We start from the raw sequence: 23,350 nt of genomic DNA, 5'->3' as shown, positions 1-23,350 counted from the left end.
TCGGTGATGAATTACAGGGCGATTCCGCTTGACCTTTGGGCCCGCACTCTGTTGAACCCAGCGGGTGTCTTTCACTGCTTAAGGTGGCTGTCCCCGATGGACGATCAGAACAAGAACCTCATCCTCGCAACCGCGCTCAGCTTTCTCGTGATCCTGGTTTGGTTCGTGCTGTTTCCACCTCCCGAGCCGACGACCGCACCGGAATCTGCCGAGATCAGCGCAACTGATGGTACAGACGTTCAGACCCCAAGCGCTGCTGGCACCAACACAGTTGGTGAAGCAACCGCGGACGCCACCGAGATTGAGCCCGATGCCCAAGCACCTCGGGTCGAGATTGAAACACCGCGCCTGAAAGGCAGCCTGTCCCTGTCCGGCGGTCGCATCGATGAGTTGTTCCTGAAAGACTACAAAGTTTCGATCGAAGAAGGCGCACCCATTGTTGAGCTGCTGTCGCCCGTTGGTTCGGAATCGGCTTACTATGCCTTGTACGGATGGGCACCGGGCGCAGGCGTTGCCGGTGCTGATGTCCCCGGCCCTAATACGCTGTGGACCGTCGAAGACGGCGAAACCCTGGGGGTCGATACTCCGGTCACTCTGAAATGGGACAACGGCAAGGGCTTGACCTTCCGTCGCAACATTGCAGTGGACCAGGACTATATGTTCACCGTCACCCAGTCGGTTGAAAACAACACCCAGGCCGAGGTCGGCATGGCCCCATACGGCATCCTGGCCCGTCACGGCATGGGCGAAGACGGCGACCTGCCCGATCTGAAGAACTTCTTCATCCTGCATGAAGGCGTTATGGTCATGGCTGACGGCGTTCTGGACGAGATCGACTATGGCGATGTGCGCGACTTTGACATTGACCCGAATGAACGTGCGCAGGCCGAAGTTTTCCAGATCAAGGAAGGCGGCTGGGTCGGCTTTACCGATCACTATTGGATGACCACTCTGATCCCTTCAGAGGGATCTGCTTTCAAGGCTGCAGCAAAATACGACGCGCGCCGCAAGATCTATCAGACCGAAACGGTTCTGCCGACGCTGACTGTTGCGCCCGGAGCAACTGAAGAAGTCACTACCCAACTGTTCGCTGGTGCCAAAGAATGGGAAACCATCCGCGAGTATCAGGCTGACGGTGTGCAGAAGTTCGTCGACAGCATCGACTGGGGTTGGTTCTATTTCCTGACAAAACCGATCTTCTGGCTTCTGCATAACATCAACGCCCTGATCGGAAACATGGGTTGGTCGATCATTGGCCTGACGCTGATCATAAAGGCGATCCTGTTCCCGCTGGCGTACAAGTCCTACGTCTCGATGGCGAAGATGAAAGAGCTTCAGCCGCAGATGGAGGCTATGAAAGAAGCCGCAGGCGACGATCGCCAAAAGATGCAGCAGGGCATGATGGAGCTGTACAAGAAGGAAAAGGTAAACCCGGCTGCGGGCTGTTTGCCGATCCTTTTGCAGATCCCGATCTTCTTCTCACTGTACAAGGTGATCTTCGTCACCATCGAACTGCGTCAGGCCCCCTGGTTTGGCCCGTTCCAAGACCTCAGCGCACCTGATCCGACTTCGATCATGAACCTGTTTGGTTTGCTGCCCTTTGCCGGCCCGCAGCCAGATACCTTCATGGCACTGATCTTCATCGGTATCCTGCCTTTGCTGTTGGGGATCTCGATGTGGTTGCAGCAAAAGCTGAACCCGGCACCAACTGATCCGACTCAGGCGATGATCTTTGCCTGGATGCCTTGGGTGTTCATGTTCATGCTGGGCAGCTTTGCCAGCGGGCTGGTCGTTTACTGGATCGCGAACAACACGATCACCTTCACGCAGCAATACCTGATCATGCGTAGTCAGGGCTATAAGCCTGACGTGTTCGGCAACATCAAATCCGGCTTCAAGCGGACGCCCAAAACGGACGACAAATGAATGCTGAAGTAACCCATATCTGGCGGCATCCGATCAAAAGTCATGGTCGCGAGGCCCTCCAGACCGTATCAGTGACCCCCGGGCAGACCATGCCCGGGGATCGCGTTTGGGCGGTCGCGCATGAGGCGTCGAAAGCGGATGGCTCTCAATGGGTGCCTTGCGCCAATTTCAGTCGTGGGGCGAAAGCACCGCAACTTATGGCTATCTCGGCCCAGCTGAATAACGACACGATAACTCTGACACATCCGGATCGTCCGGATCTGACCTTTGATCCGGACCGGGAACAACAGGCCTTTCTGGACTGGGTCCAGCCGTTGATGCCTGCGGATCGGTCGGCGTCAGCCCGGATCATCCGAGTGCCGGGTCGCGGCATGACCGACAGCGATTACCCTTCGATCAGCCTGTGCAATATGGCATCGCACCGCGCGGTCGGGCAAAAACTTGGCAGCGATCTGTCGATCCAGCGCTGGCGTGGCAACATCTGGTTCGATGGCCTGCCCTTGTGGGAAGAATTCGACTGGCTGGGTCGCGAGGTACAGATCGGTGAGGCCGTGTTCCATATCAAAGAACGCATCCGACGCTGTTTGGCGACAACGGCAAATCCGAAAACCGGCGTGCGCGATGCAGATACACTGGGCACATTGAACAGCTGGGGCCATCAGGATTTCGGCGTTTACGCCGAGGTTGTCCGAGGTGGCGCAATTTCAGTTGGCGATAAGGTTCATCCGTTATGAGCACCCTACCCTTTCCACTGGTCGAAGACCCGGACAAGTTCGCGCTGGAACGCGGCCGCAAGTTGTTTGCGGGACAATCCGAGTTTGTCAAAGGCGTGGTCGCAATGAATGGCCTGCCGACCCCTGACCGGCTTGAGGTCTGCTTTGCCGGACGTTCAAACGTAGGCAAGTCCAGCCTGATCAACGCGCTGACCGGCACCAAAGGTCTGGCACGCGCGTCCAACACTCCTGGCCGCACGCAAGAGATCAACTTTTTCACCCAAGGACCCGAGCTCTATCTGGTTGACCTGCCCGGGTACGGCTACGCCAACGCCCCGGTGAAGGTCGTTGAAAAATGGCAGCGGCTGCTGAAACAGTATCTAAGCGGCCGCCAGACCCTGCGCCGGGCCTTTGTCCTGATTGACTCGCGTCATGGTGTGAAGCCGGTCGACGCCGAGATCATGAAGCTGCTGGATTCCAGCGCTGTTACATTTCAGTGCGTGATGACCAAAGCGGACAAGGTCAAGGCCAACGACCGTCAGAAAGTGTTGGATCAGGTACGCGGCGCGTTGTCCAAACACCCTGCGGCATATCCGGAAATCGTGCTGACGTCGTCCGAAAAGGGTGACGGTATTCCGACCCTTCGTTCGATCATCGCACATCTGGAATGATCCGGATCAGCCGCATTTTCCCAATCCTTACGTTGCTGGCAGTTGTGCTGACCGGCATGATCCCGCAGGGCTGGATGCCCGCGATGGGCAGTGATGGGAAAGTGCTGCTGGTGATCTGTACTGGCGATGGAACAGTCGAACAATGGGTTGACCTGAACCCCGGCGATCCTGTGCACGACGACACGGATTCGCGCGCAATGTGCCCATTCGCGGGCCTAACGGCGGATACACACTTGCCGTCAGTCGGCGAGATCGTCCCTTTTACGGCGAAAATCCAGCCACGCTGGATCCATCGTGATTTCACCCATCGCAGTGCCGGGTTCTACGCCCGCTATGATGCGCGGGGGCCACCCTTCTTTTCCTGATTCACCTCAACACTTTTGAACCCGTGCACGCGCTGCGCGGGGCAGTAATCGAATCCGGAGAACAAAAATGGCACTGGACAGCCAAAACCTGGGGGATACCCCGGCGCAGAACACTGCTGCGCAAAAATTCTATTTCGCCGCCTGGCGGTGGCACTTTTACGCCGGGATCTTCGTCATCCCGTTCCTGATCATTCTGGCGGTAACCGGACTAATGATGATGTTCATCACTCAGTTCGACGGTCGCGACGGCGAAAAAATCGCCGTGGATGTCCACGGGCAAGCGTTACCGGCCTCACAACAGGCCTTTATCGCCCTTGATGAGGTGCCCGGCACGATTGCCGAGTGGATTGGTCCGAAGGCTGATAATCTGGCCACTGTGTTTCGCATCAATACCGAAAAAGGTCAGCGTCTTGTCGCCGTCGATCCTTATGCCGGAGAGGTTCTGCAGGTCTGGGATCGTCGCGCCGGGTGGTATGATCTGGCCGACAACATCCACTCGACCCTTCTGATTGGCACGACCGGAGACCGCATTATTGAAATCGCAGCGGGGCTGAGCCTGCTTTTGGTCTTTACCGGTCTTTACATGTGGTGGCCGCGTGGAAACACCTTGTCTGCCTTTGTCCCCAATCTGCGCGCACGCGGCCGCGCATTGTGGCGGTCGCTGCACGCTGTGATTGGGTTCTGGATGTCCGGGCTGTTGGTGGTCTTCCTGATCTCAGGCCTCTCCTGGGCGGGCGTCTGGGGCGGTATGATCGTTCAGCCATGGAGCAGCTTTCCGGCCGAAAAACGGGACAATGTCCCCCTGTCCGATGACATCCACGCCAGCATGAACCACGGCCACCAGAATGACGTCCCATGGGCGTTGGAACAAACGCCCATGCCCGCTTCTGGGTCCGAGGCCGGGATCGACGGTGTCCCACAAAGCACACAGGTCGATATCGACGCGCTTGTGGCCCTTGGCACCGCTTTGGACATGACAGGCCGGTTTCGTGTGGCCTATCCCAGCGGCGAGGACGGTGTCTGGACCCTGAACCGCGACAGCATGAGCAGCGACTCGACCGATCCGGTGAACGACCGCACTGTCCACGTGGACCAATTTACCGGCAAGATTCTGGCGGATGTCCGGTATGAGGATTACTCGTTGATGGGAAAATCCATGGCCATTGGGATCCCGTTTCACATGGGTCTGATGGGCATGTGGAACTTTGTACTGAATCTGGTGTTCTGCCTGTCTGTCATCTTCGTCTGCGTCTCGGGCGTTGTGATGTGGGTAAAACGTCGTCCCCAGCGGGCCGGACGTCTGGCCGCGCCGCCGATGCCAGCGGAACTGCCATTGTGGAAAGGGGCCGTCCTGATCGGCTTGTTCACCGCGATGGCGTTCCCGCTGGTGGGCCTGACCTTGCTGACCGTACTGGCCGTCGATTTGCTGTTGATCAGCAACATCCCGGCGATGAAACGCGCGATAAGCTGACACACAAACAGCCGCATCCGGGCAACCGGTGCGGTCCCATGCGCGATCCGGTCTTGGCAGAGCTGTACAAAGGCCCTAACACGGGTTCTCAGAGGGACTGCAGCCATGAAGACAAGAGACATGAACCGGGACTGGATCGCCACCGCCGCAACGCTGAACAGCGCACTGCCTTACCTGCAACGCTATGATGGCGCGATTGTCGTCATTAAACTTGGCGGCCACGCCATGGGCAGTGACGAAGCCATGGAAAGCTTCGCCCGCGATGTCGTCCTGATGCGTCAGGTGGGCGTAAACCCGGTTGTTGTGCACGGCGGCGGTCCGATGATCAACGCGATGCTGGACAAGCTGGATATCCAGTCCGAGTTTGTGAACGGCAAACGTGTCACCGACAAAGCCACCGTTGAAGTGGTTGAGATGGTGTTGTCCGGCCTCGTGAACAAGCGCATCGTGCAGGCGATCAATGGCCAGGGCGGCTCGGCCGTGGGCTTGTCGGGCAAAGATGCGCAGTTGATGACTTGTGATCAGACCGATGAATCCCTGGGTTTTGTCGGAAGTCCCGCAAAGATGAACCCTAAAATCCTGCATGACCTTTTTGCGCATGATGTAATTCCTGTCATCGCCCCGCTGGGTGCGGGGCGGAACGGGGAAACCTTCAACGTCAATGGGGATACTGCCGCTGGTGCTATTGCATCCGCGCTAAAGGCCGATCGACTGCTACTGTTGACCGATGTCTCGGGTGTTAAGAATGCCGCCGGGGACGTCGTGACCGAACTGAAGGCGGGTCAAATCCGAGAGATGACGCTGGACGGCACCATTGCGGGCGGCATGATACCCAAGACCGAGACGGCTCTGGACGCGCTGCACAGCGGGGTCCGTGCCGTAGTTATCCTTGACGGACGCGCGCCGAATGCCGTCTTGCTTGAACTTTATACGGAACACGGCGCCGGGTCGCTGATCCGACCGGATTGAGCCTTTGGCGGAGGAGACATGACCAAACGCCATCCCCCCTCCTCTGACCCGGCAGCGCTTAGCTATGCTGATATCGAAAAGGCTGCACAGGACGTTGGCCTGATCATCATGGGCGCGCTGCACCCTCGCGTTGCAGGCGCCAAGCAGTTGGAAGGCGGCACGCTGATCCTGTTGGGTGCAGGGGGGGCTTTCTGGCCCGCCCTGAAATCCTCGCCTGAATGGCAAAGTAATGACCCGGTTGACCGCTGGTCGCTGCGTGTGGTGGGGCAGATGGCACAGGACTTGTCCGCCACAGCCCATTTTCCGTTTGGCGGCCCGCCCTACACGCCCTTTATCGACTGGGCATTGAAATCGGGACGCACGTTCAGCAGCCCGGTGGGCGCTTTGGTGCACGATGAGGTCGGCATGATGATCTCATTCCGGGGCGCGCTGCATTTCACCAACGAATTTCCCATACCCGCACCACCTGGCTCGTCCCCCTGCACCACCTGCGCCGCCCCCTGCGCCCAGACATGTCCCGTGGGCGCTTTGAACAGTCGGGACTTTTATGATGTGTCGACCTGCCATGGACACCTGTCCACTCCTGAAGGGCAAACCTGCATGACCGGCGGTTGTCTTGTGCGGCTATCCTGTCCTCTCAGCTCGGGTGCCGCGCGTGATCCCGAACAATCCGCGCATCACATGAGTGCCTTTCACCCATCATGACACGCACACTGATCCTGACACGCCACGCGAAATCCAGTTGGGACAGCCCGGCCCTTGAAGATCATGATCGCCCGCTGAACAAGCGCGGGCGCAGGTCGGCCCCGGCGATTGCGACGTGGCTGCGTGAAAACGACTGGTTGCCGGATGAAGTTCTCAGCTCAAGCTCGGCCAGAACCCGCGAGACGTGGGAAAGGATGGGCCTGAAGGCAGATAGCGTTTGCTTTCACCGAACGCTTTACCATGCGGACCCCGCAGATATGCTGCTTGAATTATCGGACGCGACGAAACAGACCGTTTTGATGCTGGGCCACAATCCCGGCATCGCCTCTTTTGCAAACCAGATCGTTAAGACCCCGCCGGATCACGCCCGGTTCTTCGACTATCCGACATGCGCAACAACGGTGATCCGCTTTGATATTGGGGATTGGTCCGACGTCCGGTGGCACAGCGGCGATGTGCAGGGGTTTGTTATTCCACGCGAGTTGCTGGAATAGAAAAAGGCGAGGCCAAAGCCCCGCCTTTTCCTGAATAGGTAACCGGGTTCAGTGCCCAAGAATCTGGCTGAGGAACAGCTTGGTCCGCTCGCTCTGCGGGTTGTTGAAGAACTCTTCCGGTTCGTTCTGTTCCACGATCTGACCGGCATCCATAAAGATCACGCGGTTGGCAACCTGACGAGCAAAGCCCATCTCGTGCGTGACGCACAGCATGGTCATGCCTTCCTCGGCCAGCTCGATCATGGTGTCGAGCACCTCTTTGATCATCTCGGGGTCCAGCGCCGATGTCGGTTCATCGAACAACATGATCCGCGGCATCATGCAGAGCGAGCGGGCAATTGCCACACGCTGCTGCTGACCACCTGAAAGCTGACCGGGATACTTATCCGCCTGCTCGGGGATTTTCACCTTCTCCAGGAAGTGCATCGCGCGCTCTTCCGCCTCTTTCTTGGGCGTCTTGCGCACCCAGATCGGGGCCAGCGTGCAGTTCTCCAGAATGGTCAGATGCGGGAACAGGTTGAAGTGCTGGAACACCATGCCTACCTCGGACCGGATCTTGTCGATGTTCTTGAGGTCATTCGACAGCTCGGTCCCATCCACCATGATCGTGCCCTGCTGGTGTTCCTCCAGCGCGTTCAAGCAACGGATCAGTGTGGACTTTCCGGAACCGGAAGGCCCCGCGATCACGATCCGCTCGCCCTGATTGACGGTCAGATTGATGTCGCGCAGCACGTGGAAAGATCCGTACCACTTGTTCATGTTGTTGATTTCGATGGCGACCTCGTCGCTCACCTGCATCTTCGAGCGATCGATTTGACGGTCAATTGCAAGTTCAGACATATGTTGAACTCCTTAATGGTGGCCAGTCTGAAGCTTGCGCTCCAGATACATGGAGTAACGGGACATGGAGAAGCAGACGACGAAGAACAGCGCAGCGATAAACGCGAACAGTTCCCAGTAGATGCCGTTCCAGGCGGTGTCGGCGCGGATGGCAGATGCCAGTCCGATCACGTCGAACAATCCGATGATCGACACCAGTGTCGTATCTTTGAAGATCCCGATGAATGTGCTCACGATGCCCGGAATTGAGATTTTCAGGGCTTGCGGCATGATGATCAGTCGCTGTGCTTGCCAGTAGTTCAGGCCGAGACTGTCGGCACCTTCATACTGACCCCGTGGCAGGGCAGCCAGACCACCCCGGATCACCTCGGCCATATAGGCGGCTGAGAACAGGGTCATCATGATCATCACCCGCAGGATGATGTCAAAGTTGGTGCCCGGCGGCAGGAACAGGTTCAGCAGCAGCGAGGCCACGAACAACAGCGTGATCAGCGGCACACCGCGGATGAACTCGATAAAGCCCACGCACAGGTACTTGACGATCATCAGGTCGGACTGACGGCCTAGCGCCAGTACAATTCCGATCGGCAACGAGACACCAATGGCCACGACACCCAGCAAGATCGCCAGCATGAAGCCACCGAACTGACGGCTTTGTACGGCTTCGATACCGATTGGCAGGATCGAGTCCAGGGCACCGACTAAATAGCTGGACAGAACCAACCACCAGATAACCGACGCTGCGACGCCCGCAATCAAGCCAAACAGACCGCTCAGTTGTTTGCTGACAAGGGTGTAGACACCCCAACCGACAACAAACCCCAACGCTGCCGCGATCGGTCCCCAAATGGTGCCGCCCCACATCAGGAACGGCATCAGGAACGGATAAATCGCAGTGACGATCAGCATCTTGGACGGCACACGATCCGAGTACAGAACCGGGGCCAATGCGACCAACAGCAGGATCAGCGATACAATCGGACGCCAGTACAGGTGGCTCGGGTAGAACCCGAACAGCAACTGCAGCCAACGGTCATTGATCACCGCCCAGCAAGCATGGCCATGGGTTGAACCCCAGGTGTCAATCATAATCTCGCGACATTCGTTCAGCGAGTTGGCGTTCCAGACGGACTGAAAGATCCATGGCAGAACGCCCGACAACACGTACCAGATCGCGTAAAGCGAAACCAACGTCAGGATCGCGTTGAACCAACTGGAGAACAGGTTGTGCCTGATCCACCCGATTGCTCCAACTTCGGACGCTGGCGGGGCTTGTTCCGGCAACATTTCCGTGCGGACAAATGAAACATCACTCATATTACCGCTCCACCAGTTTGACACGGTTGTTGTACCAGTTCATCACCGCCGAAATGCTCAGCGAGATGGCCAGATAGACCAGCATCAGCAGCAGAACGCATTCCAGCTCGCGGCCGGTCTGGTTCATGGTGATGCCACCCAGGGTCCCCGTGATGTCCATGTATCCGACCGCGATCGCCAGCGACGAGTTCTTGGTCAGGTTTAGATAGTTCGAGATCATCGGCGGGATGATCACCCGCAGCGCCTGAGGTAGGATAACCAGCCGCATGGTGCGACCCGGGCGCAAGCCCAGCGCAGACGCGGCTTCGGTCTGACCCTTGGATATAGCCAGAATGCCGGCGCGTACGATCTCGGCGATGAAGGCCGCCGTGTACAGCGACAAAGCCAGCCATAGCGCGATCAGAGAGTTGCGCATATGCGTGCCGCCTCTGAAATTGAATCCTTTCAATTCCGGGTATCCAAGGTGTAAGCCCAGTGCAGTCATCAGGATGATCATCGGGACGAACAGAATGCCCAGCTGGATATGCCAGATCTTAGGACGGTCGCCTGTTGATTCCTGTTTGGCGGCGGCCCAGGCGGACACTTTGCGCATGGTAAAGATGCTGCCACCCAGAACGATCAGAAACGCGACCAGATCCAGCGAAATATCAAACCGAAGGCTTGATGTTCCAAACAAGTGGATGTCGCCCAAACTACGCGAGAACAGGAACTCAGGGATATACACACCTCGATTGGTAACGGCGACGGTGTTGAACAGATCCATCGTTGCCGTGGGGTTATCACCTCGGAACGCATTAGGTGCGGGCAAGCCTTCGATCAAAATGGCCATGGCCAGAACGATCCACAGTAGGACAGGCACGTTACGGAAAATCTCGACATAGAAAGTCATGATACGCGCGACCAACCAGTTGTTCGACAGACGCAGCACGCCGACAAAAACGCCGACTATCGTCGCCGTGATACACCCGAGAACCGCAACAACCAGCGTGTTCAGCAAACCGATGAAGGCGGCGCGTAGATGGCTGTCCTGTGAGGTGTATTCCAGCAATCGCTGGTTAATGTCATAACTTGCGGATTCTGCAAAAAAACCGAATTCGACCGGTTTTCCCAACCCTTCAAGGTTTTGAATGGTATTTGAGATGATCCAGGCTGCCAGAAGCATGAAACCAATCAATGCAATGACCTGAATGGTCGCTGATCGGTACCGCGTATCGTAAAGGAGCATGGACAGCCGGAACTGCTCCTTCGGCGGGTCAGTGAGAGTCGTCATGACCTATGTATTTCCCCGTGCATCCCGTTTTTTGCCGGCGAAGTTGATCTTCGCTCAATCCATCCGGGAGTGTTTCTTATTTATGGAAAAAGGGCGCAGGTTGCCCCGCGCCCTTTCCCGTGGATTTTAGCGGAACGGCGGCGAGTACAGCAGACCACCATCGGTCCACTGGGCATTCAGGCCGCGTGCAAGACCAATCGGAGTTTCCTCACCGATGTTCTTGGCAAATACTTCACCATAGTTGCCACCCGCCTTGATCGCGCTTGCTGCCCAATCTGCGTTTAGACCCAGCATCTCGCCCAGAGTACCTTCGGTACCCAGCAGACGGTTCACTTCCGGGTTGTCGGTGCCAGCGCTCAGCTCTTCAATGTTCGCCGAAGTCACGCCCAGCTCTTCAGCCGAAACCAGTGCGTTCAGAGTCCAGCGGACAATGTCGCCCCACTCGTGATCGCCATGACGGACCAGCGGGCCCAGCGGCTCTTTCGAGATGATTTCGGGCAGCAGAACGTGATCACCGGGGTTTTCGAACGTGGCGCGGGTTGCAGCCAGGCCCGATGCGTCGGTGGTGTAAACGTCACATGCGCCAGCCAGATACTGCTGCTGCGCTTCGGCGTTGGTTTCGATCGGAACCGGCTCATAGCTGATGTTGTTGGCACGGAAGAAATCGGCCAGGTTCAGCTCGGTCGTGGTGCCGGTCTGGATGCAGACGGTCGCGCCGTCCAGTTCCTTGGCCGAGCTTACGCCCAGTGCTTTCGGAACCATGAAACCCTGACCGTCATAGTAGTTGACGCCAGCAAATTCGAACTTGAGGTCGACATCGCGGCTGAAGGTCCATGTGGTGTTACGTGCCAGCATGTCGATCTCACCCGAAGCCAGCGCAGTAAAGCGCGTCTTACCGGTGGTCGGCACAAACTCGACAGCGCTGGAATCGCCCAGAACGGCTGCGGCAACGGCACGGCAGACAGCAACGTCAAAACCTTGCCATTCGCCATTCGCGTCAGGCAGCGAAAAGCCGGCCAGTCCGGAGGACACGCCACAGTTCAGCTTGCCGCGCGCTTTGACGTCGTCAACGGTGCCCGCTGTCGCTGCCGCAGCAGCCAGACCGGCAACTGTGGCCACGCCCAAAATTACGGATTTTTTCATTTTTACCTCTTCCTGTTTACCCGCCCCTATTCCGGGACGGCTCTGTCCGGCACCTCTGGCACCAGAAAGGTTACTCCAAAGGTGTCTCCCCTTTAGTGGGCATGAGTTTGCTCGCATTCATAAACAAACGTCAAGGGTCGGATCAGGGAAAACGATGAGTCAATTCAGCGATGACCGGATCTGTGTCAAAAATTAATGCCCAATAGGCTCAGATAGAGATTTCAATGAACCGTTTAGCGTGTAGAAACGCAGCTTTTTTGATCTCGGCAACCGCGTGCGCCTCGTCATCGTGGCCCCATTGTTCGGTTTGCCAGGCTTCGTCGAGCCTTGAGATGTCCCAGATTTCGTCCGCCGCGCGCCAGTCCATGGCGGCGGCAAATCCCAGTACCAGTGAGCCGGACAGGCTGACCAGATCGTGAAAGGCGGCGAGCTGGAAGTCGTTGAATTCGTGTACGCGGCCTCGAAGTGTGCTGAGCGCTTCTGCAGACTGTGGCTGATGCAGCACACCAACCACAGGAACCAATCGCGCGGCTAGGGTTTCAGCTGCCCAATCTAGGGCCGGGTCCCACTGATCTGCCTGTCGCTGCAGCAACGTTTGCGGGTGTGTCGCCCGGTAACACAACAAATCCGAATCGCCGTAATCGGCCAGCATGTCCGCAACCTCGGCGTGCTGATGACGCACTTTGTCGATGGCCGCATTTGCAGACCGGGTAAACGGCATCAGGGTCGGATCAACCTCTTTTTCCTGCGCATCCCATTCTGCAGCAACCGCGTCGGCCATTGCCTGCGTCGGCAGGATCAATGCGGCCTTGGCCGGGGTCTTGACCCGGCGACCGTCCAATTCGACGGTGTATCCGTCTTCCGCTTGGACAACCGCGCAGGCGGTCCAAAATCGCTTTGGCTTCCAGTCACTCATGTCTTCAGGTCCAGATATTATCCAGCGCACGGGGCAACTGGCCAAAATTTTCAATTATACAGGCCGCGCCGTTCAGGGCTGATCGGTCATGATATCCCCAGGATACGCCGATGCCTGTTACTCCGGCAGCCCGCGCCATATCCATGTCGAACCGGGTATCGCCAATCATCACCGTATCTGCCGCAGAAACTCCGGTTTCAGAACGGGCCGTGTCGATCATCGACGGATGCGGTTTCGAGGGGTGATGGTCCGCAACCTGCCGGGTCACGAAATAGCGCTCCAGGTCATGTGCTTCGATCAGGGCATCCAGACCACGTTGGGATTTTCCAGTGGCCACACCCAGCAGCACCTCGGGGATGTCATGCAGGGTTTCGATTGCGTCCCGCGCACCGGGATAGAGCGGTGAGCTTGCAGCCCCCTGCTCCAAACGATTTGCGTGATAGGCCTGTTTGTAGCCCTCAACAAGATTGTGTTGAACCGTTTCGCTCTGCTCGGGCGCAAGCCGGGCCATGGCGTTGGGCAAGGACAGACCGACGATGGACAAAATCGCCTTGCGGTCAGGGACCGTCAGGGACAGGGCCCCAAAACTGGCGGTCATCGCCGCGACAATGCTGCCCTGGCTGTCGACAAGGGTTCCGTCCACATCAAAAAGCACCAAACGCAACGGTGCGCTCATTGCAGTTCCTCGAACGGATCTTCCGCGGCCAGATCTTCGGTCCAGCCGAACGTGTCCCAGCTGTGTTTCATATGCTCAGGCAGCGGAGCTTTGACGGTTATGGTCTTGCGCGTGACCGGATGCTGGAATGAGGCCTGCCGCGCGTGCAGGTGCAGCTTCTTGCTGATGACCCCGCCCAGTTGCGCCCCCCAACCGTCGCCCAGATTTTCCTGACCCGAGCCACCGTATTTGCCATCGCCAACGATTGGGTGACCGATCGCCGCCATGTGCACCCTCAGCTGGTGCGTACGGCCGGTGATCGGCTCCATCGCCACCCATGAGGCGCGCCCTGCCACGCGATACAGCGTTGCATACAGCGTATGCGCCCGTTTCGCGCCCGGCGTGTCGTTGATTTCGTTCAGATGCACGGCGATCATCTTTTCGCCCTCACCCTGTTTACCGTGACCGGATGCCTTGACCAAACCAGTCTTGATCTCGCCCAGATACGGGGTCGGCACGCCAGCAACCAGTGCCCAATAGATCTTGCGTGTATCGCGATGCCGGAAGGCGGCCGTCAGCCCCTTGGCGGCCTCGCGGGTGCGGGCCATCAGCAATACACCCGATGTGTCCTTGTCCAAGCGGTGCACGAGGCGCGGATTTTCGTCATAGCCAAAGCGCAACGCCTCGGACAGACCGTCCACGTGGCGGGTCTGGCCGCTGCCGCCTTGCACTGGAAGACCTTGTGGCTTGTTCAGGGCCAGAACATGATCGTCGCGATAGATCACGCAAGACTGGATCATCTTGGCGTCGGCATCCGAGATGCCTCGTTTGACTGCAACCGGCTTGTGATCAGCATCCGGCAAGGGTGGCACGCGCACGACCTGCCCGACCTCAAGCCGGGTCGAGGCTTTGACCCGCCCGCCTTCCACGCGCACCTCACCTTTGCGGCACATCTTTTCGATGCGGCCCTGGCTGACAAGCGGAAACAGTCGGCGCAACCACCGATCCAGCCGCTGGTCGCCATCCCCCTCTGCCACGGTGATCAATTGTACGCCACTCATACCGATATCCCCTTCACGCGGCGGTTCCGCGCGGATTGTGTACCCTCAGGTGCCTTAGAAAACATGCGCGTCTGTGGCGTGCCGCACGGCAAGAGTCAAGCCAGCGCTAGGATCTGTTCCGCTGCGAACGAAGCTTAGCAAAGTAGTCCAGCCGCTTTTTTAGTTCCCGCTCAAAACCACGTTCCACGGGTTGATACAGCTCGGGCCGTTCCATTCCGTCGGGAAAATAGTTCTGACCCGAAAACCCATCCTCTGCATCATGATCATAGGCATAGCCGGCGCCATAGCCCTGATCTTTCATCGTCGACGTCGGCGCGTTCAGGATATGCTTTGGTGGCGGTTCGCTGCCCGATTGCTTAGCCAGCCTCATGGCGGCTTTGTAGCCCACATAAGCGCCGTTCGATTTAGGAGCCAAAGCCAGATAGACCAGCGCCTGCGCGATGGCCAGTTCACCTTCGGGGCTGCCCAGGCGTTCGTAGGTTTCCCACGCGTGCAAGCAGATCGACTGCGCCTGCGGATCGGCGAGACCGATGTCTTCGACCGCCATCCGCGTGATCCGCCGTGCAAGATATCGCGGATCTTCTCCACCGGTCAGCATCCGCGCGAACCAATAGAGCGCCGCATCCGGGTCAGATCCGCGCACGGACTTATGCAGGGCTGAAATCAGATTGTAGTGCTCGTCCCCGGATTTGTCGTATTTGGCCGCGCGACGCATCAATCTTGTCGACAACGCATCAGGGTCCAGCGGTGCATCCACCTTCCAAGCCGCAACCTGTTCGATCAGATTCAACAGCGCGCGCCCGTCGCCATCCGCCATCTCTTGCAGAGCTTCGCGGGCATTGACCGTCAGCGGCAGGGCGCGGTCCAGTTCTTTCTCTGCGCGCTGTGTCAGACGTTCAAGGTCGGCGAGGCTGAGCCGTTCAAGGACCAGAACCTGTGCTCGGCTAAGCACAGCGGCGTTCAGTTCAAAGGACGGGTTCTCGGTCGTGGCCCCGACCAGCAGAATCGTCCCATCCTCCATGTGCGGCAGGAACCCATCTTGCTGTGCCTTATTGAAGCGGTGAATCTCATCGACAAACAGCAACGTGCCCTGCCCGTTCTGCCGACGGATCTTGGCCGCCTCAAACACTTTCTTCAGGTCCGGCACGCCAGTAAAAATCGCACTGATCTGAACGAAATGCAGATCGGTTTCCTGCGCCAGCAAGCGTGCAATGGTGGTTTTCCCAACGCCCGGCGGGCCCCAAAAAACCAAACTGGACAGACTGCCCGAGGCCAGCATGACCCCCAGCGGAGCATCCGGTCCCAGTACCTGCTGCTGTCCGATGACCTCGGCCAACGACTGCGGGCGCAGCCGGTCCGCCAACGGGCGGTGCGGGGATGGTGCAGGCTCGCTCGCCCCGGTATCGAACAGGTCGCTCATGGAGTTACAGCCGGAACCGCAGAGATACGGCCCGTCCGCCGCGCAGAACATCCAAATTCAATCTGCGCCCCGGATCGGTCATCGCATCCACCACGTCCACAGGATGCCGAACTTCTGTTCCGTTGATGCTTAGGACCACGTCACCCGCGCGCAATCCGGATCGTCCTCCGTACCGGCCTGCATCCACAATCACCACGCCAGTTTGCGACAGCAACAGCCCCATCTGGGTAATGATCGCTGGGTTGATGCGCGACACCTTCAGGCCCGGCATCACGGTGTCATCGTTCAGAACGGTTTCATCAGCCGGTGGAGTTTCCGGGGCCTTTATCAGGGCAACCTCGATATCCGCACTGTCCTGACCCCGCAGCCGGGTCAGCACCGAAGTGCCACCGACGCCGGCGACGGACATTCGGAACTTCATCTCGGCTGGGGAATTCACCTCATCCCCGTCCACATGTGTCACCACATCTCCCACGCGCAGCCCTGCCTCACCCAGCGGACTCAGGGTGTGCAGGTCCGAGATCACAACACCCATGGGGAATACTAACCCCAGAGATTCGGCGATATCTGCGCTCATGTGCTGACCAGCAACCCCGGCCCAAGGGCTGACAAAGTTGTCATTCCCGGCCTTGGCCTGGCGTAGAAATTCGGCCACCAGATTCGCCGGGATCGCAAACCCGATGCCGTTGGAGCCGCCGGATCGCGTCAGGATTGAGGTGTTAATCCCGATCAGATCACCATTCACGTCGATCAGCGCCCCGCCGGAGTTGCCAGGATTGATAGCGGCATCGGTTTGAATAAAGTACCCACGCGCGTTGCCGGTGGCCGTCCCGGTCCGCGCCAAACCGGAGATGATTCCGGAAGACACGGTTTGGCCCACGCCAAACGGGTTACCGATCGCAAGCGCCAGTTCCCCTACCTCGATCTGGTCGGAATCGCGGAAGTTCAGATGTGGCAAATCCTTGGCGTCTTCCAACCGCAGGATGGCAATATCGCTTTCCTTGTCGCCCAGCACCACTTGCGCTGAAAATTCGCGTCGATCGGTTGTCACCACGCGGATTTCGGTAGCCGTGCCAACAACGTGATAGTTCGACACCACATAACCGTCTTCTGACAGAATAACGCCAGAGCCCAGCGAGTTCTGAACCCGTGGGCGCGGTTCGGCAAATCCCCTGCCAAAGAACTCTTCAAAAAACGGGTCCGAGAAAAACGGATTGGCCCCGCCCTGTCTTACGATCTTAGCATAGATATTGACGACTGCGGGTGAGGCCTGCTTCACCACAGGGGCGAAACCCAGGCTGATTTCGGCCTGCGATGTTGGCACCTTTGTTTCAGCATTTGCTGACACTGCAAGTGTCGCCAGCATCAGAGAACAGAGAACTTTCCGCATGATCCATCCGTCGGTTAATCGCCTATCGGATATGCGTCTACACGTGTCGTAATGCAAGCATCCGTTCTGCGCGTTGGAGGCGTCAATCCAACGGAGCGTGCAGCCGCGTGCCTTCCGTGATGATCCCACCACGCTGGCCCACCTCAATCGTGCCATAACGCTGCCTGAAAACTTCGGGCAATTCGCGGTCTCCTTCCGGCGACAGCCAAAGCCTCAGCAAATGGCGTCGCTCTGCCGGGTCAGGCCAGTCCACGAACCCGGTCCGGTCGTGCAGTTGCGAATGGTTGTACACGAACTGCATGTCACCCGGTTGCAGCCGCATGGAAAGACAGAGGTCGGGATCATTCGCCAGCGCATCAAACCGATCCAGCGCCTCAATGTGATCCGGTGTCAGCCGCATCGCTTCAGGAAATCGTTGCGCACTGTCAATATACTGCCTTTGGTAGAACACCGTCAGCTTACCATCGTGCCAGGAGAACGGCGGGATCGACATAAAAGGTTCCATGCCGTTTGGTACTTCCCCGCGCCGGTCGGTCGCTATGGGGTCAAACAACAATTCCACCATTTCCGGGCATTCTGACCGCATCCTATTATAGATCATCTCGGCACTGACCAGCAGCGAGTCTCCGCCCTCTTTAGCCTCGCGCAGGCACAGCAGGCCGACGATATCGGCGCTGTCGGTGTGAAATGTCTGGCGCTCATGCGTTTGATAGATCCGTGTATTAGGATCGTTCGCATCTGCACCGATGTCGCGCACATGCCCCAGAATGTGCCCCTGCGCGTTCTGCGACCGGGCCGAGCCCAGATGAGCACCGACGCCGCAGAAAATCGTGGCTGCGACCTGTTGCGTATAGTTCTGCACCGGAAGGCCACGGATCACTTCGAAACCAATCCCGTTGATCAGTTTTTCTCGCAGGCTTGCCAGATGCCGGTCAAACCGTTTTAGAGGGAAAGCGGGTTTTGTGATCTCACCGATATCTCTTTCGAGGCTCAGATAGTGACGGGCAGCTTGCTCAAGATCCTCGACGTCGTCCGCCGTCAGATCAATGATCCATTCACTCCGACGCGTACGCATGTCCTGACCGGTCCAGACAGATGGTCCCGTGAGTTCGTTCGGTAATTTAGTTGGGATAGCCATAATCCGTCCTCCACGCTCATCGAGCAGCATGATCCGTGAGGTTCGGGGATTCATCAACGGATATCGCCGAAAATGCTCTAACCGCGACACCAAGGGACCAAAAAGAAAAAACCCCGCGTCCGAAACGCGGGGGTTTGAATTCAGAAAGCCGGGCTTTCTTATTCTTCGTCTGCGGCCTCTTCGGCGGCAACGCGGGCTTTGTCAGCCGCGCCCTTGGCGTCCAGATCACGGTCAACGAATTCGATGATCGCCATCGGTGCCATGTCGCCATAGCGGAAGCCAGCTTTCAGGATGCGAACGTATCCGCCCTGACGTTCGGCGTAGCGGGGGCCTAGGATTTCGAACAGCTTTGCGACATCTTTGTCTTCTTTCAGCTGCGATGCGGCCTGACGGCGGGCGTGCAGATCGCCGCGCTTGCCCAGAGTGACCAGCTTTTCGATGATCGGGCGCAGTTCTTTTGCCTTGGGCAGAGTTGTTTTGATCTGCTCATGTTCGATGAGCGAGCCAGCCATGTTTGCAAACAGAGCCTTACGGTGCTCATGAGTACGGTTAAGGCGGCGGTAACCACGTGCGTGACGCATTTTCTAGTTCCTTCTTCAGCGTTTTGCTTTGTCTGGCCGGCGATGCGTGTCACCGGCTCTCCTTGGGGCGGAAGTGCCCGTATTGTCCCCGGAAAGCCCGGGCATTGGGGAAGACGCGCTTAGAACGCGTCTTCGAATTTCTTCGCCAGATCTTCGATGTTGTCGGGCGGCCAATCCTCGACATCCATGCCGAGGTGCAGACCCATGCCGGACAGCACTTCCTTGATCTCGTTCAGCGACTTGCGGCCGAAGTTCGGGGTGCGCAGCATCTCGGCTTCGGTCTTCTGGATCAGATCGCCGATGTAAACGATGTTGTCGTTCTTCAGGCAGTTTGCCGAACGCACCGACAGTTCCAGCTCGTCTACTTTCTTCAGCAGCAGCGGGTTGAACTCCAGACCATCGTCTTCGTCCTGACGACCAGCCGCTTCGGGCTCGTCGAAGTTGACGAAGATCGACAGCTGATCCTGCAGAATACGGGCGGCAAAGGCCAGCGCGTCTTCCGGGGTGATCGAACCATCAGTTTCGATCTTCAGGGTCAGTTTGTCATAGTCCAGAACCTGACCTTCACGAGTTGGCTGAACGTCGTAGGCAACCTTTTTGACCGGCGAATAGATCGCGTCAATCGGGATCAGACCGATAGGCGCATCTTCCGGCTTGTTCTTCTCAGCCGAAACATAGCCCTTACCGGTGTTGACGGTCAGTTCCATGAACAGGTCGGCGCCATCGTCCAAGTGACAGATGACGTGATCGCGGTTCAGAACCTCGATACCGGCGCTTTCGCTGATGTCACCTGCGGTAACAACGGCGGGACCTTTGGCATTGATCGACAGGCGCTTGGGGCCTTCGACTTCCATACGCAGGGCAACCTGCTTGAGGTTCAGGATGATGTCAGTGACGTCTTCGCGAACGCCAGCGACGCTCGAGAACTCGTGCAATACGTTGTCGATCTGGACGCTGGTGATGGCCGCACCTTGCAGCGAGCTCATCAGAACGCGGCGTAGCGCGTTGCCCAAGGTCAGACCAAAGCCACGCTCCAGCGGTTCAGCAACCAAGGTAGCCTGACGCGCTGGGTCGTTGCCCGGCTTGCCATCCAGCTGTGTCGGCTTGATCAATTCAGCCCAATTCTTATGGATCATGTAATCCCTCCATTCCTGTCCGCGCCCCATGACCAACAAGGTGCAGACGCCCGAGGTTCAAAATGACGTGCTGGGGCCGTGCGAAAACACAGCCCCAGCTCAATTCAAAATCGCTTAGACGCGGCGGCGCTTCGGCGGGCGGCAACCGTTGTGAGCAATCGGTGTCACGTCACGGATCGACGTGATGTTGAAGCCCACAGCAGCCAGCGCGCGCAGAGCCGATTCACGACCAGAGCCGGGGCCCTGAACTTCGACTTCCAGCGTCTTGACACCGTGATCCTGCGCCTTCTTGCCTGCATCTTCTGCAGCCATCTGAGCGGCGTAAGGTGTCGATTTACGCGAACCTTTGAAACCCATGGTTCCTGCCGAAGACCAGGCAATGGCGTTGCCTTGCACATCCGAGATCAGGATCTTGGTGTTGTTGAAGGTCGAATTCACGTGGGCGACGCCCGATGCGATATTCTTGCGCTCTTTTTTCTTGGTACGAGTCTTTTCGCGTGCCATCAGTCAGACCCTCCTTATTTCTTCTTACCAGCAATGGCCTTTGCGGGGCCTTTGCGGGTACGAGCATTGGTGTGGGTACGCTGACCGCGAACGGGCAGGTTACGACGGTGACGCAGACCGCGGTAGCAGCCCAGGTCCATCAGGCGCTTGACGTTCATCTGAACTTCGCGGCGCAGGTCACCTTCAACGGTGAAGTTTGCGTCGATATGTTCGCGGATGGCCAGAACTTCGGCGTCGGACAGTTCATTGACGCGACGGGTCGCGTCGATGCCTACGGCTTCGCAGATCGCTTTGGCCGAGGTGTTTCCGATACCGGTGATATATGTGAGGGCGATAGGTACCCGCTTTGCAGTCGGGATGTTTACGCCGGCAATACGTGCCACGTGTCACTTTCCTTTTTTGTTGCGGTTCCGTAGCTCCGGAACCTTTTTTCACAACACTCGATCTTGGCAGTGACGCCAGAGGATCCAGTATTATTCGAGGTGGTCGGGGCATCCGGAACGAATCCCGCATGCGGTCGTGATTCCCGTTAGGGATGGGGGTCGATATGGGCTTTTCCCGCTCAGGTCAAGGGCAGAAATGGATCAGCCGTTTCCGACGTCGACGCCACCATCCAAAACCTGCGAAATCTCGTTTTGAACGGCGCCAATTTCACCCAGGCCGTCAACCCAGGACAGGTTGCCCTTGGCATAGTAATAGCCGATCAGCATCGAGGTCTTTTTGTAGTACTCCATCAGACGGGTCTTGAGGCTTTCCTCATTATCATCTGCGCGGCGTTTGAAGTCGTTTTCCTTGCCGCAGTTGGTGCATTTTCCGTCCGCCGGGATCGGCTTGGTGACGTCATTGTAGACCTCGCCGCAGCCACCACAGGTCGAGCGTGCGGTGATCCGTTCGACCAGCGCGTCATCGTTGACTTCCATCGCGATGACCGCATCCAGCGTTTCGCCGGTGCTGTTCAGCAGATCTCCCAACGCGTCAGCCTGCGCCAGCGTGCGCGGGAAACCGTCGAAGATGAAACCGCCCTTGGCACCTTGTTCCAGTTTTTCACGGATCAGGCCGATGACGATCTCGTCGGTTACCAGTTCACCTTTGGCCATCACCTCGGCGACGCGGTTGCCCATTTCGGTCCCGCTGTCCTTGGCTTCTCGTAGCATGTCACCGGTGCTCAGTTGCACCATACCACGCGTTTCAACCAGATGACGCGCTTGCGTTCCTTTGCCCGCACCCGGCGGGCCCAACAAAATGATGTTCATCGACGAGCGGGTCCCTTCCTGCCGCGTTTCTTGCTTTTACCGCGCAGCTGGGACTTTTCGATAAGCCCTTCGTATTGATGCGCCAGCAAATGGCTCTGCACCTGCTGGATCGTGTCCATGGTCACAGAGACGATAATCAGAACCGAGGTGCCGCCGAAGTAGAACGGGATGGCGAATTGGTTCCGCAGAATTTCAGGCAGCAAACATACCAACGCCAGATAGGCCGAACCCAGAACCAGAACGCGGTTGACCACGTATTCAAGATATTCGGCGGTTTTCTTGCCGGGGCGAATGCCAGGCACAAAACCATTCTGCTTTTTCAGGTTGTCCGCAACATCATCCGGTTTGAACGAGACGTTGAAGGTGTAGAAATAGGCGAAGAACACGATCATCGACGCGAAGAACAGCAGATACAGCGGCTGGCCGGGGCCAAAATTGGCCAGCAGCCACGACATGACCGGGCCGTTCGTGGCACCCGACGAGAAGGTCGAGATCGTCACCGGCAGCAACAGCAACGAGCTGGCAAAGATCGCCGGGATAACACCCGCCGGGTTCACTTTGACCGGCAGGTGGCTGGAGCCGCCCTCGTATACCTTCATACCGGCCTGACGGCGCGGGTATTGAATGTGGATCTTACGCAGCGCGCGTTCCATGAACACCACGAAGGTAATGACCACGATAACCATGACGATCACACCGATGATCACGGCGGGGCTGATTGCACCCGAGCGACCGGACGCAAAGAACTGCGCCAGAGCGGCTGGAACCTCGGCAATGATGCCGACGAAGATGATCAGAGAAATACCGTTGCCGATGCCGCGCGCGGTGATCTGTTCACCCAGCCACATCAGGAACATCGTGCCGCCAACCAGAGTGATCATGGTCGACATGCGGAAGAAAAGCCCGGGATCGGTGGCCAGATCGCCTGATTCCAGCGAAACCGCCAGACCATAGGCCTGAACAGTGGCCAAGGCCACGGTGCCGAAACGGGTGTACTGGTTGATTTTCTTGCGCCCCTGCTCGCCCTCTTTTTTGAGCTGTTCGAGCGCGGGAACCATTGATGTCAGCAGTTGCACGATGATCGAGGCTGAAATGTAAGGCATGATGCCGAGGGCAAAGATACCCATCCGCCCCAGCGCCCCGCCAGTGAACATCGAAACCATGCCGCCGATGCCCTGTCCCGCTTGCTCCATGAACTCGCGCAGTGCTTGTCCGTCAATCCCCGGCACCGGAATGAAGGTGCCCAGACGATAGACGATCAGCAATGCAAGCGTGAACAGGATGCGGTTGCGCAGATCGGTGGCTTTACCAAGGGCAGACCAGCTTGTGTTGGCTGCCATTTGTTCTGCTGCTGATACCATAAATCGGTCTCTCTTATGAAAACACCGCCCGGAACCGTTTTCCGGCTCGGG

24 protein-coding genes are annotated in these 23,350 nt (G+C 57.9%); 8 read left to right on the top strand and 16 right to left on the bottom strand.

Translation table 11 applies throughout. The annotated features are described in order from the left end of the window. The first annotated feature begins 96 nt into the window (after nucleotides 1-96). The 8 genes from yidC (at nucleotide 97) to AC2FJC_RS19050 (ending at nucleotide 7,314) form a co-directional block, all read left to right on the top strand. Complete coding sequence (gene yidC / locus AC2FJC_RS19085) at nucleotides 97-1,926, top strand: membrane protein insertase YidC (RefSeq protein WP_496740810.1); 1,830 nt, start codon at nucleotides 97-99, stop codon at nucleotides 1,924-1,926. Then, the gene (locus AC2FJC_RS19080) at nucleotides 1,923-2,660 is read left to right on the top strand and encodes an MOSC domain-containing protein (RefSeq protein WP_496740808.1); all 738 of its coding nucleotides are present in this window, start codon (nucleotides 1,923-1,925) and stop codon (nucleotides 2,658-2,660) included. The genes yidC and AC2FJC_RS19080 overlap by 4 nt, the downstream gene beginning before the upstream one ends. After that, nucleotides 2,657-3,310: a ribosome biogenesis GTP-binding protein YihA/YsxC gene (yihA, locus tag AC2FJC_RS19075; RefSeq protein ID WP_058276193.1), complete on the top strand. Its 654-nt coding sequence runs from the start codon at nucleotides 2,657-2,659 to the stop codon at nucleotides 3,308-3,310. The genes AC2FJC_RS19080 and yihA overlap by 4 nt, the downstream gene beginning before the upstream one ends. Then, a complete protein-coding gene (locus tag AC2FJC_RS19070) occupies nucleotides 3,307-3,675 on the top strand; it encodes a DUF2946 family protein (protein WP_496707453.1) in 369 nt (122 codons plus the stop codon). The genes yihA and AC2FJC_RS19070 overlap by 4 nt, the downstream gene beginning before the upstream one ends. Before the next feature lie 67 nt (nucleotides 3,676-3,742). Next, nucleotides 3,743-5,146, top strand: a complete 1,404-nt coding sequence (locus AC2FJC_RS19065) for a PepSY-associated TM helix domain-containing protein (RefSeq protein ID WP_496740806.1) — start codon at nucleotides 3,743-3,745, stop codon at nucleotides 5,144-5,146. Nucleotides 5,147-5,251: 105 nt separating this feature from the next. Further along, on the top strand, nucleotides 5,252-6,115 hold the full coding sequence (gene argB / locus AC2FJC_RS19060) for an acetylglutamate kinase (RefSeq protein ID WP_496740804.1): 864 nt from the start codon (nucleotides 5,252-5,254) through the stop codon (nucleotides 6,113-6,115). 18 nt (nucleotides 6,116-6,133) lie between these two features. Next, a complete protein-coding gene (locus tag AC2FJC_RS19055; RefSeq protein ID WP_496740802.1) occupies nucleotides 6,134-6,820 on the top strand; it encodes a ferredoxin in 687 nt (228 codons plus the stop codon). Beyond that, nucleotides 6,817-7,314 (top strand): SixA phosphatase family protein, encoded by a 498-nt coding sequence (locus AC2FJC_RS19050; protein ID WP_496740800.1) that lies wholly within the window; start codon nucleotides 6,817-6,819, stop codon nucleotides 7,312-7,314. Before AC2FJC_RS19055 ends, AC2FJC_RS19050 begins: the two co-directional genes overlap by 4 nt. Nucleotides 7,315-7,362: 48 nt before the next feature. Here the strand turns inward: AC2FJC_RS19050 and AC2FJC_RS19045 are convergent, their stop codons facing one another. The 16 genes from AC2FJC_RS19045 to secY form a co-directional block, all read right to left on the bottom strand. Next, on the bottom strand, nucleotides 7,363-8,154 hold the full coding sequence (locus tag AC2FJC_RS19045) for an amino acid ABC transporter ATP-binding protein (protein WP_058272392.1): 792 nt from the start codon (nucleotides 8,152-8,154) through the stop codon (nucleotides 7,363-7,365). Between the two features lie 12 nt (nucleotides 8,155-8,166). Then, complete coding sequence (locus tag AC2FJC_RS19040) at nucleotides 8,167-9,471, bottom strand: amino acid ABC transporter permease (protein ID WP_496740798.1); 1,305 nt, start codon at nucleotides 9,469-9,471, stop codon at nucleotides 8,167-8,169. Nucleotide 9,472: 1 nt separating this feature from the next. After that, nucleotides 9,473-10,741 (bottom strand): amino acid ABC transporter permease, encoded by a 1,269-nt coding sequence (locus AC2FJC_RS19035; RefSeq protein WP_496707458.1) that lies wholly within the window; start codon nucleotides 10,739-10,741, stop codon nucleotides 9,473-9,475. A 126-nt stretch (nucleotides 10,742-10,867) separates the two neighbouring features. Next, a complete protein-coding gene (locus AC2FJC_RS19030; protein ID WP_496707460.1) occupies nucleotides 10,868-11,884 on the bottom strand; it encodes an amino acid ABC transporter substrate-binding protein in 1,017 nt (338 codons plus the stop codon). A 208-nt stretch (nucleotides 11,885-12,092) separates the two neighbouring features. Next, entirely contained in the window at nucleotides 12,093-12,800 is a 708-nt protein-coding gene (locus AC2FJC_RS19025; RefSeq protein WP_496707462.1) for an ATP12 family chaperone protein, read from the bottom strand. A gap of 4 nt (nucleotides 12,801-12,804) precedes the next feature. Further along, entirely contained in the window at nucleotides 12,805-13,476 is a 672-nt protein-coding gene (locus AC2FJC_RS19020) for an HAD-IA family hydrolase (protein ID WP_496707464.1), read from the bottom strand. Next, a complete protein-coding gene (locus AC2FJC_RS19015) occupies nucleotides 13,473-14,516 on the bottom strand; it encodes an RluA family pseudouridine synthase (protein ID WP_496740795.1) in 1,044 nt (347 codons plus the stop codon). The genes AC2FJC_RS19020 and AC2FJC_RS19015 overlap by 4 nt, the downstream gene beginning before the upstream one ends. A 106-nt stretch (nucleotides 14,517-14,622) precedes the next feature. Further along, nucleotides 14,623-15,936: a replication-associated recombination protein A gene (locus AC2FJC_RS19010; RefSeq protein WP_496740793.1), complete on the bottom strand. Its 1,314-nt coding sequence runs from the start codon at nucleotides 15,934-15,936 to the stop codon at nucleotides 14,623-14,625. Between the two features lie 4 nt (nucleotides 15,937-15,940). Further along, nucleotides 15,941-17,329, bottom strand: a complete 1,389-nt coding sequence (locus AC2FJC_RS19005; RefSeq protein WP_496740860.1) for a trypsin-like peptidase domain-containing protein — start codon at nucleotides 17,327-17,329, stop codon at nucleotides 15,941-15,943. 79 nt (nucleotides 17,330-17,408) lie between these two features. After that, nucleotides 17,409-18,464 (bottom strand): TauD/TfdA family dioxygenase, encoded by a 1,056-nt coding sequence (locus AC2FJC_RS19000; protein ID WP_496740791.1) that lies wholly within the window; start codon nucleotides 18,462-18,464, stop codon nucleotides 17,409-17,411. 158 nt (nucleotides 18,465-18,622) lie between these two features. After that, on the bottom strand, nucleotides 18,623-19,045 hold the full coding sequence (rplQ, locus tag AC2FJC_RS18995; RefSeq protein WP_058272384.1) for a 50S ribosomal protein L17: 423 nt from the start codon (nucleotides 19,043-19,045) through the stop codon (nucleotides 18,623-18,625). 119 nt (nucleotides 19,046-19,164) lie between these two features. After that, the gene (locus AC2FJC_RS18990; RefSeq protein ID WP_058272456.1) at nucleotides 19,165-20,181 is read right to left on the bottom strand and encodes a DNA-directed RNA polymerase subunit alpha; all 1,017 of its coding nucleotides are present in this window, start codon (nucleotides 20,179-20,181) and stop codon (nucleotides 19,165-19,167) included. A 114-nt stretch (nucleotides 20,182-20,295) separates the two neighbouring features. Continuing rightward, nucleotides 20,296-20,685 carry a 30S ribosomal protein S11 gene (gene rpsK, locus AC2FJC_RS18985; RefSeq protein WP_037311698.1) on the bottom strand — a complete coding sequence of 130 codons (390 nt, stop codon included), beginning with the start codon at nucleotides 20,683-20,685 and terminating at the stop codon, nucleotides 20,296-20,298. Nucleotides 20,686-20,699: 14 nt separating this feature from the next. After that, complete coding sequence (gene rpsM, locus AC2FJC_RS18980) at nucleotides 20,700-21,068, bottom strand: 30S ribosomal protein S13 (protein WP_058272383.1); 369 nt, start codon at nucleotides 21,066-21,068, stop codon at nucleotides 20,700-20,702. A 201-nt stretch (nucleotides 21,069-21,269) separates the two neighbouring features. Continuing rightward, nucleotides 21,270-21,938 carry an adenylate kinase gene (locus AC2FJC_RS18975; protein ID WP_282153877.1) on the bottom strand — a complete coding sequence of 223 codons (669 nt, stop codon included), beginning with the start codon at nucleotides 21,936-21,938 and terminating at the stop codon, nucleotides 21,270-21,272. Continuing rightward, nucleotides 21,935-23,299, bottom strand: coding sequence for a preprotein translocase subunit SecY (gene secY / locus AC2FJC_RS18970; protein ID WP_058276180.1), 1,365 nt, complete (start codon nucleotides 23,297-23,299; stop codon nucleotides 21,935-21,937). Before secY ends, AC2FJC_RS18975 begins: the two co-directional genes overlap by 4 nt. Nucleotides 23,300-23,350 lie beyond the last annotated feature (51 nt).

Source organism: Ruegeria sp. CDSB117 (genome assembly GCF_059611005.1).
Note: the sequence above shows the minus strand (reverse complement) of the source record. Positions and strands in the feature narration are given on the sequence as shown.

What these genes read in the sequence shown, in the direction of transcription:
- yidC (WP_496740810.1), top strand. Translation starts at nt 97, where the DNA reads ATGGACGATCAGAACAAGAACCTCATCCTCGCAACCGCGCTCAGCTTT.
- AC2FJC_RS19080 (WP_496740808.1), top strand. Translation starts at nt 1,923, where the DNA reads ATGAATGCTGAAGTAACCCATATCTGGCGGCATCCGATCAAAAGTCAT.
- yihA (WP_058276193.1), top strand. Translation starts at nt 2,657, where the DNA reads ATGAGCACCCTACCCTTTCCACTGGTCGAAGACCCGGACAAGTTCGCG.
- AC2FJC_RS19070 (WP_496707453.1), top strand. Translation starts at nt 3,307, where the DNA reads ATGATCCGGATCAGCCGCATTTTCCCAATCCTTACGTTGCTGGCAGTT.
- AC2FJC_RS19065 (WP_496740806.1), top strand. Translation starts at nt 3,743, where the DNA reads ATGGCACTGGACAGCCAAAACCTGGGGGATACCCCGGCGCAGAACACT.
- argB (WP_496740804.1), top strand. Translation starts at nt 5,252, where the DNA reads ATGAAGACAAGAGACATGAACCGGGACTGGATCGCCACCGCCGCAACG.
- AC2FJC_RS19055 (WP_496740802.1), top strand. Translation starts at nt 6,134, where the DNA reads ATGACCAAACGCCATCCCCCCTCCTCTGACCCGGCAGCGCTTAGCTAT.
- AC2FJC_RS19050 (WP_496740800.1), top strand. Translation starts at nt 6,817, where the DNA reads ATGACACGCACACTGATCCTGACACGCCACGCGAAATCCAGTTGGGAC.
- AC2FJC_RS19045 (WP_058272392.1), bottom strand. Translation starts at nt 8,154, where the DNA reads ATGTCTGAACTTGCAATTGACCGTCAAATCGATCGCTCGAAGATGCAG.
- AC2FJC_RS19040 (WP_496740798.1), bottom strand. Translation starts at nt 9,471, where the DNA reads ATGAGTGATGTTTCATTTGTCCGCACGGAAATGTTGCCGGAACAAGCC.
- AC2FJC_RS19035 (WP_496707458.1), bottom strand. Translation starts at nt 10,741, where the DNA reads ATGACGACTCTCACTGACCCGCCGAAGGAGCAGTTCCGGCTGTCCATG.
- AC2FJC_RS19030 (WP_496707460.1), bottom strand. Translation starts at nt 11,884, where the DNA reads ATGAAAAAATCCGTAATTTTGGGCGTGGCCACAGTTGCCGGTCTGGCT.
- AC2FJC_RS19025 (WP_496707462.1), bottom strand. Translation starts at nt 12,800, where the DNA reads ATGAGTGACTGGAAGCCAAAGCGATTTTGGACCGCCTGCGCGGTTGTC.
- AC2FJC_RS19020 (WP_496707464.1), bottom strand. Translation starts at nt 13,476, where the DNA reads ATGAGCGCACCGTTGCGTTTGGTGCTTTTTGATGTGGACGGAACCCTT.
- AC2FJC_RS19015 (WP_496740795.1), bottom strand. Translation starts at nt 14,516, where the DNA reads ATGAGTGGCGTACAATTGATCACCGTGGCAGAGGGGGATGGCGACCAG.
- AC2FJC_RS19010 (WP_496740793.1), bottom strand. Translation starts at nt 15,936, where the DNA reads ATGAGCGACCTGTTCGATACCGGGGCGAGCGAGCCTGCACCATCCCCG.
- AC2FJC_RS19000 (WP_496740791.1), bottom strand. Translation starts at nt 18,464, where the DNA reads ATGGCTATCCCAACTAAATTACCGAACGAACTCACGGGACCATCTGTC.
- rplQ (WP_058272384.1), bottom strand. Translation starts at nt 19,045, where the DNA reads ATGCGTCACGCACGTGGTTACCGCCGCCTTAACCGTACTCATGAGCAC.
- AC2FJC_RS18990 (WP_058272456.1), bottom strand. Translation starts at nt 20,181, where the DNA reads ATGATCCATAAGAATTGGGCTGAATTGATCAAGCCGACACAGCTGGAT.
- rpsK (WP_037311698.1), bottom strand. Translation starts at nt 20,685, where the DNA reads ATGGCACGCGAAAAGACTCGTACCAAGAAAAAAGAGCGCAAGAATATC.
- AC2FJC_RS18975 (WP_282153877.1), bottom strand. Translation starts at nt 21,938, where the DNA reads ATGAACATCATTTTGTTGGGCCCGCCGGGTGCGGGCAAAGGAACGCAA.
- secY (WP_058276180.1), bottom strand. Translation starts at nt 23,299, where the DNA reads ATGGTATCAGCAGCAGAACAAATGGCAGCCAACACAAGCTGGTCTGCC.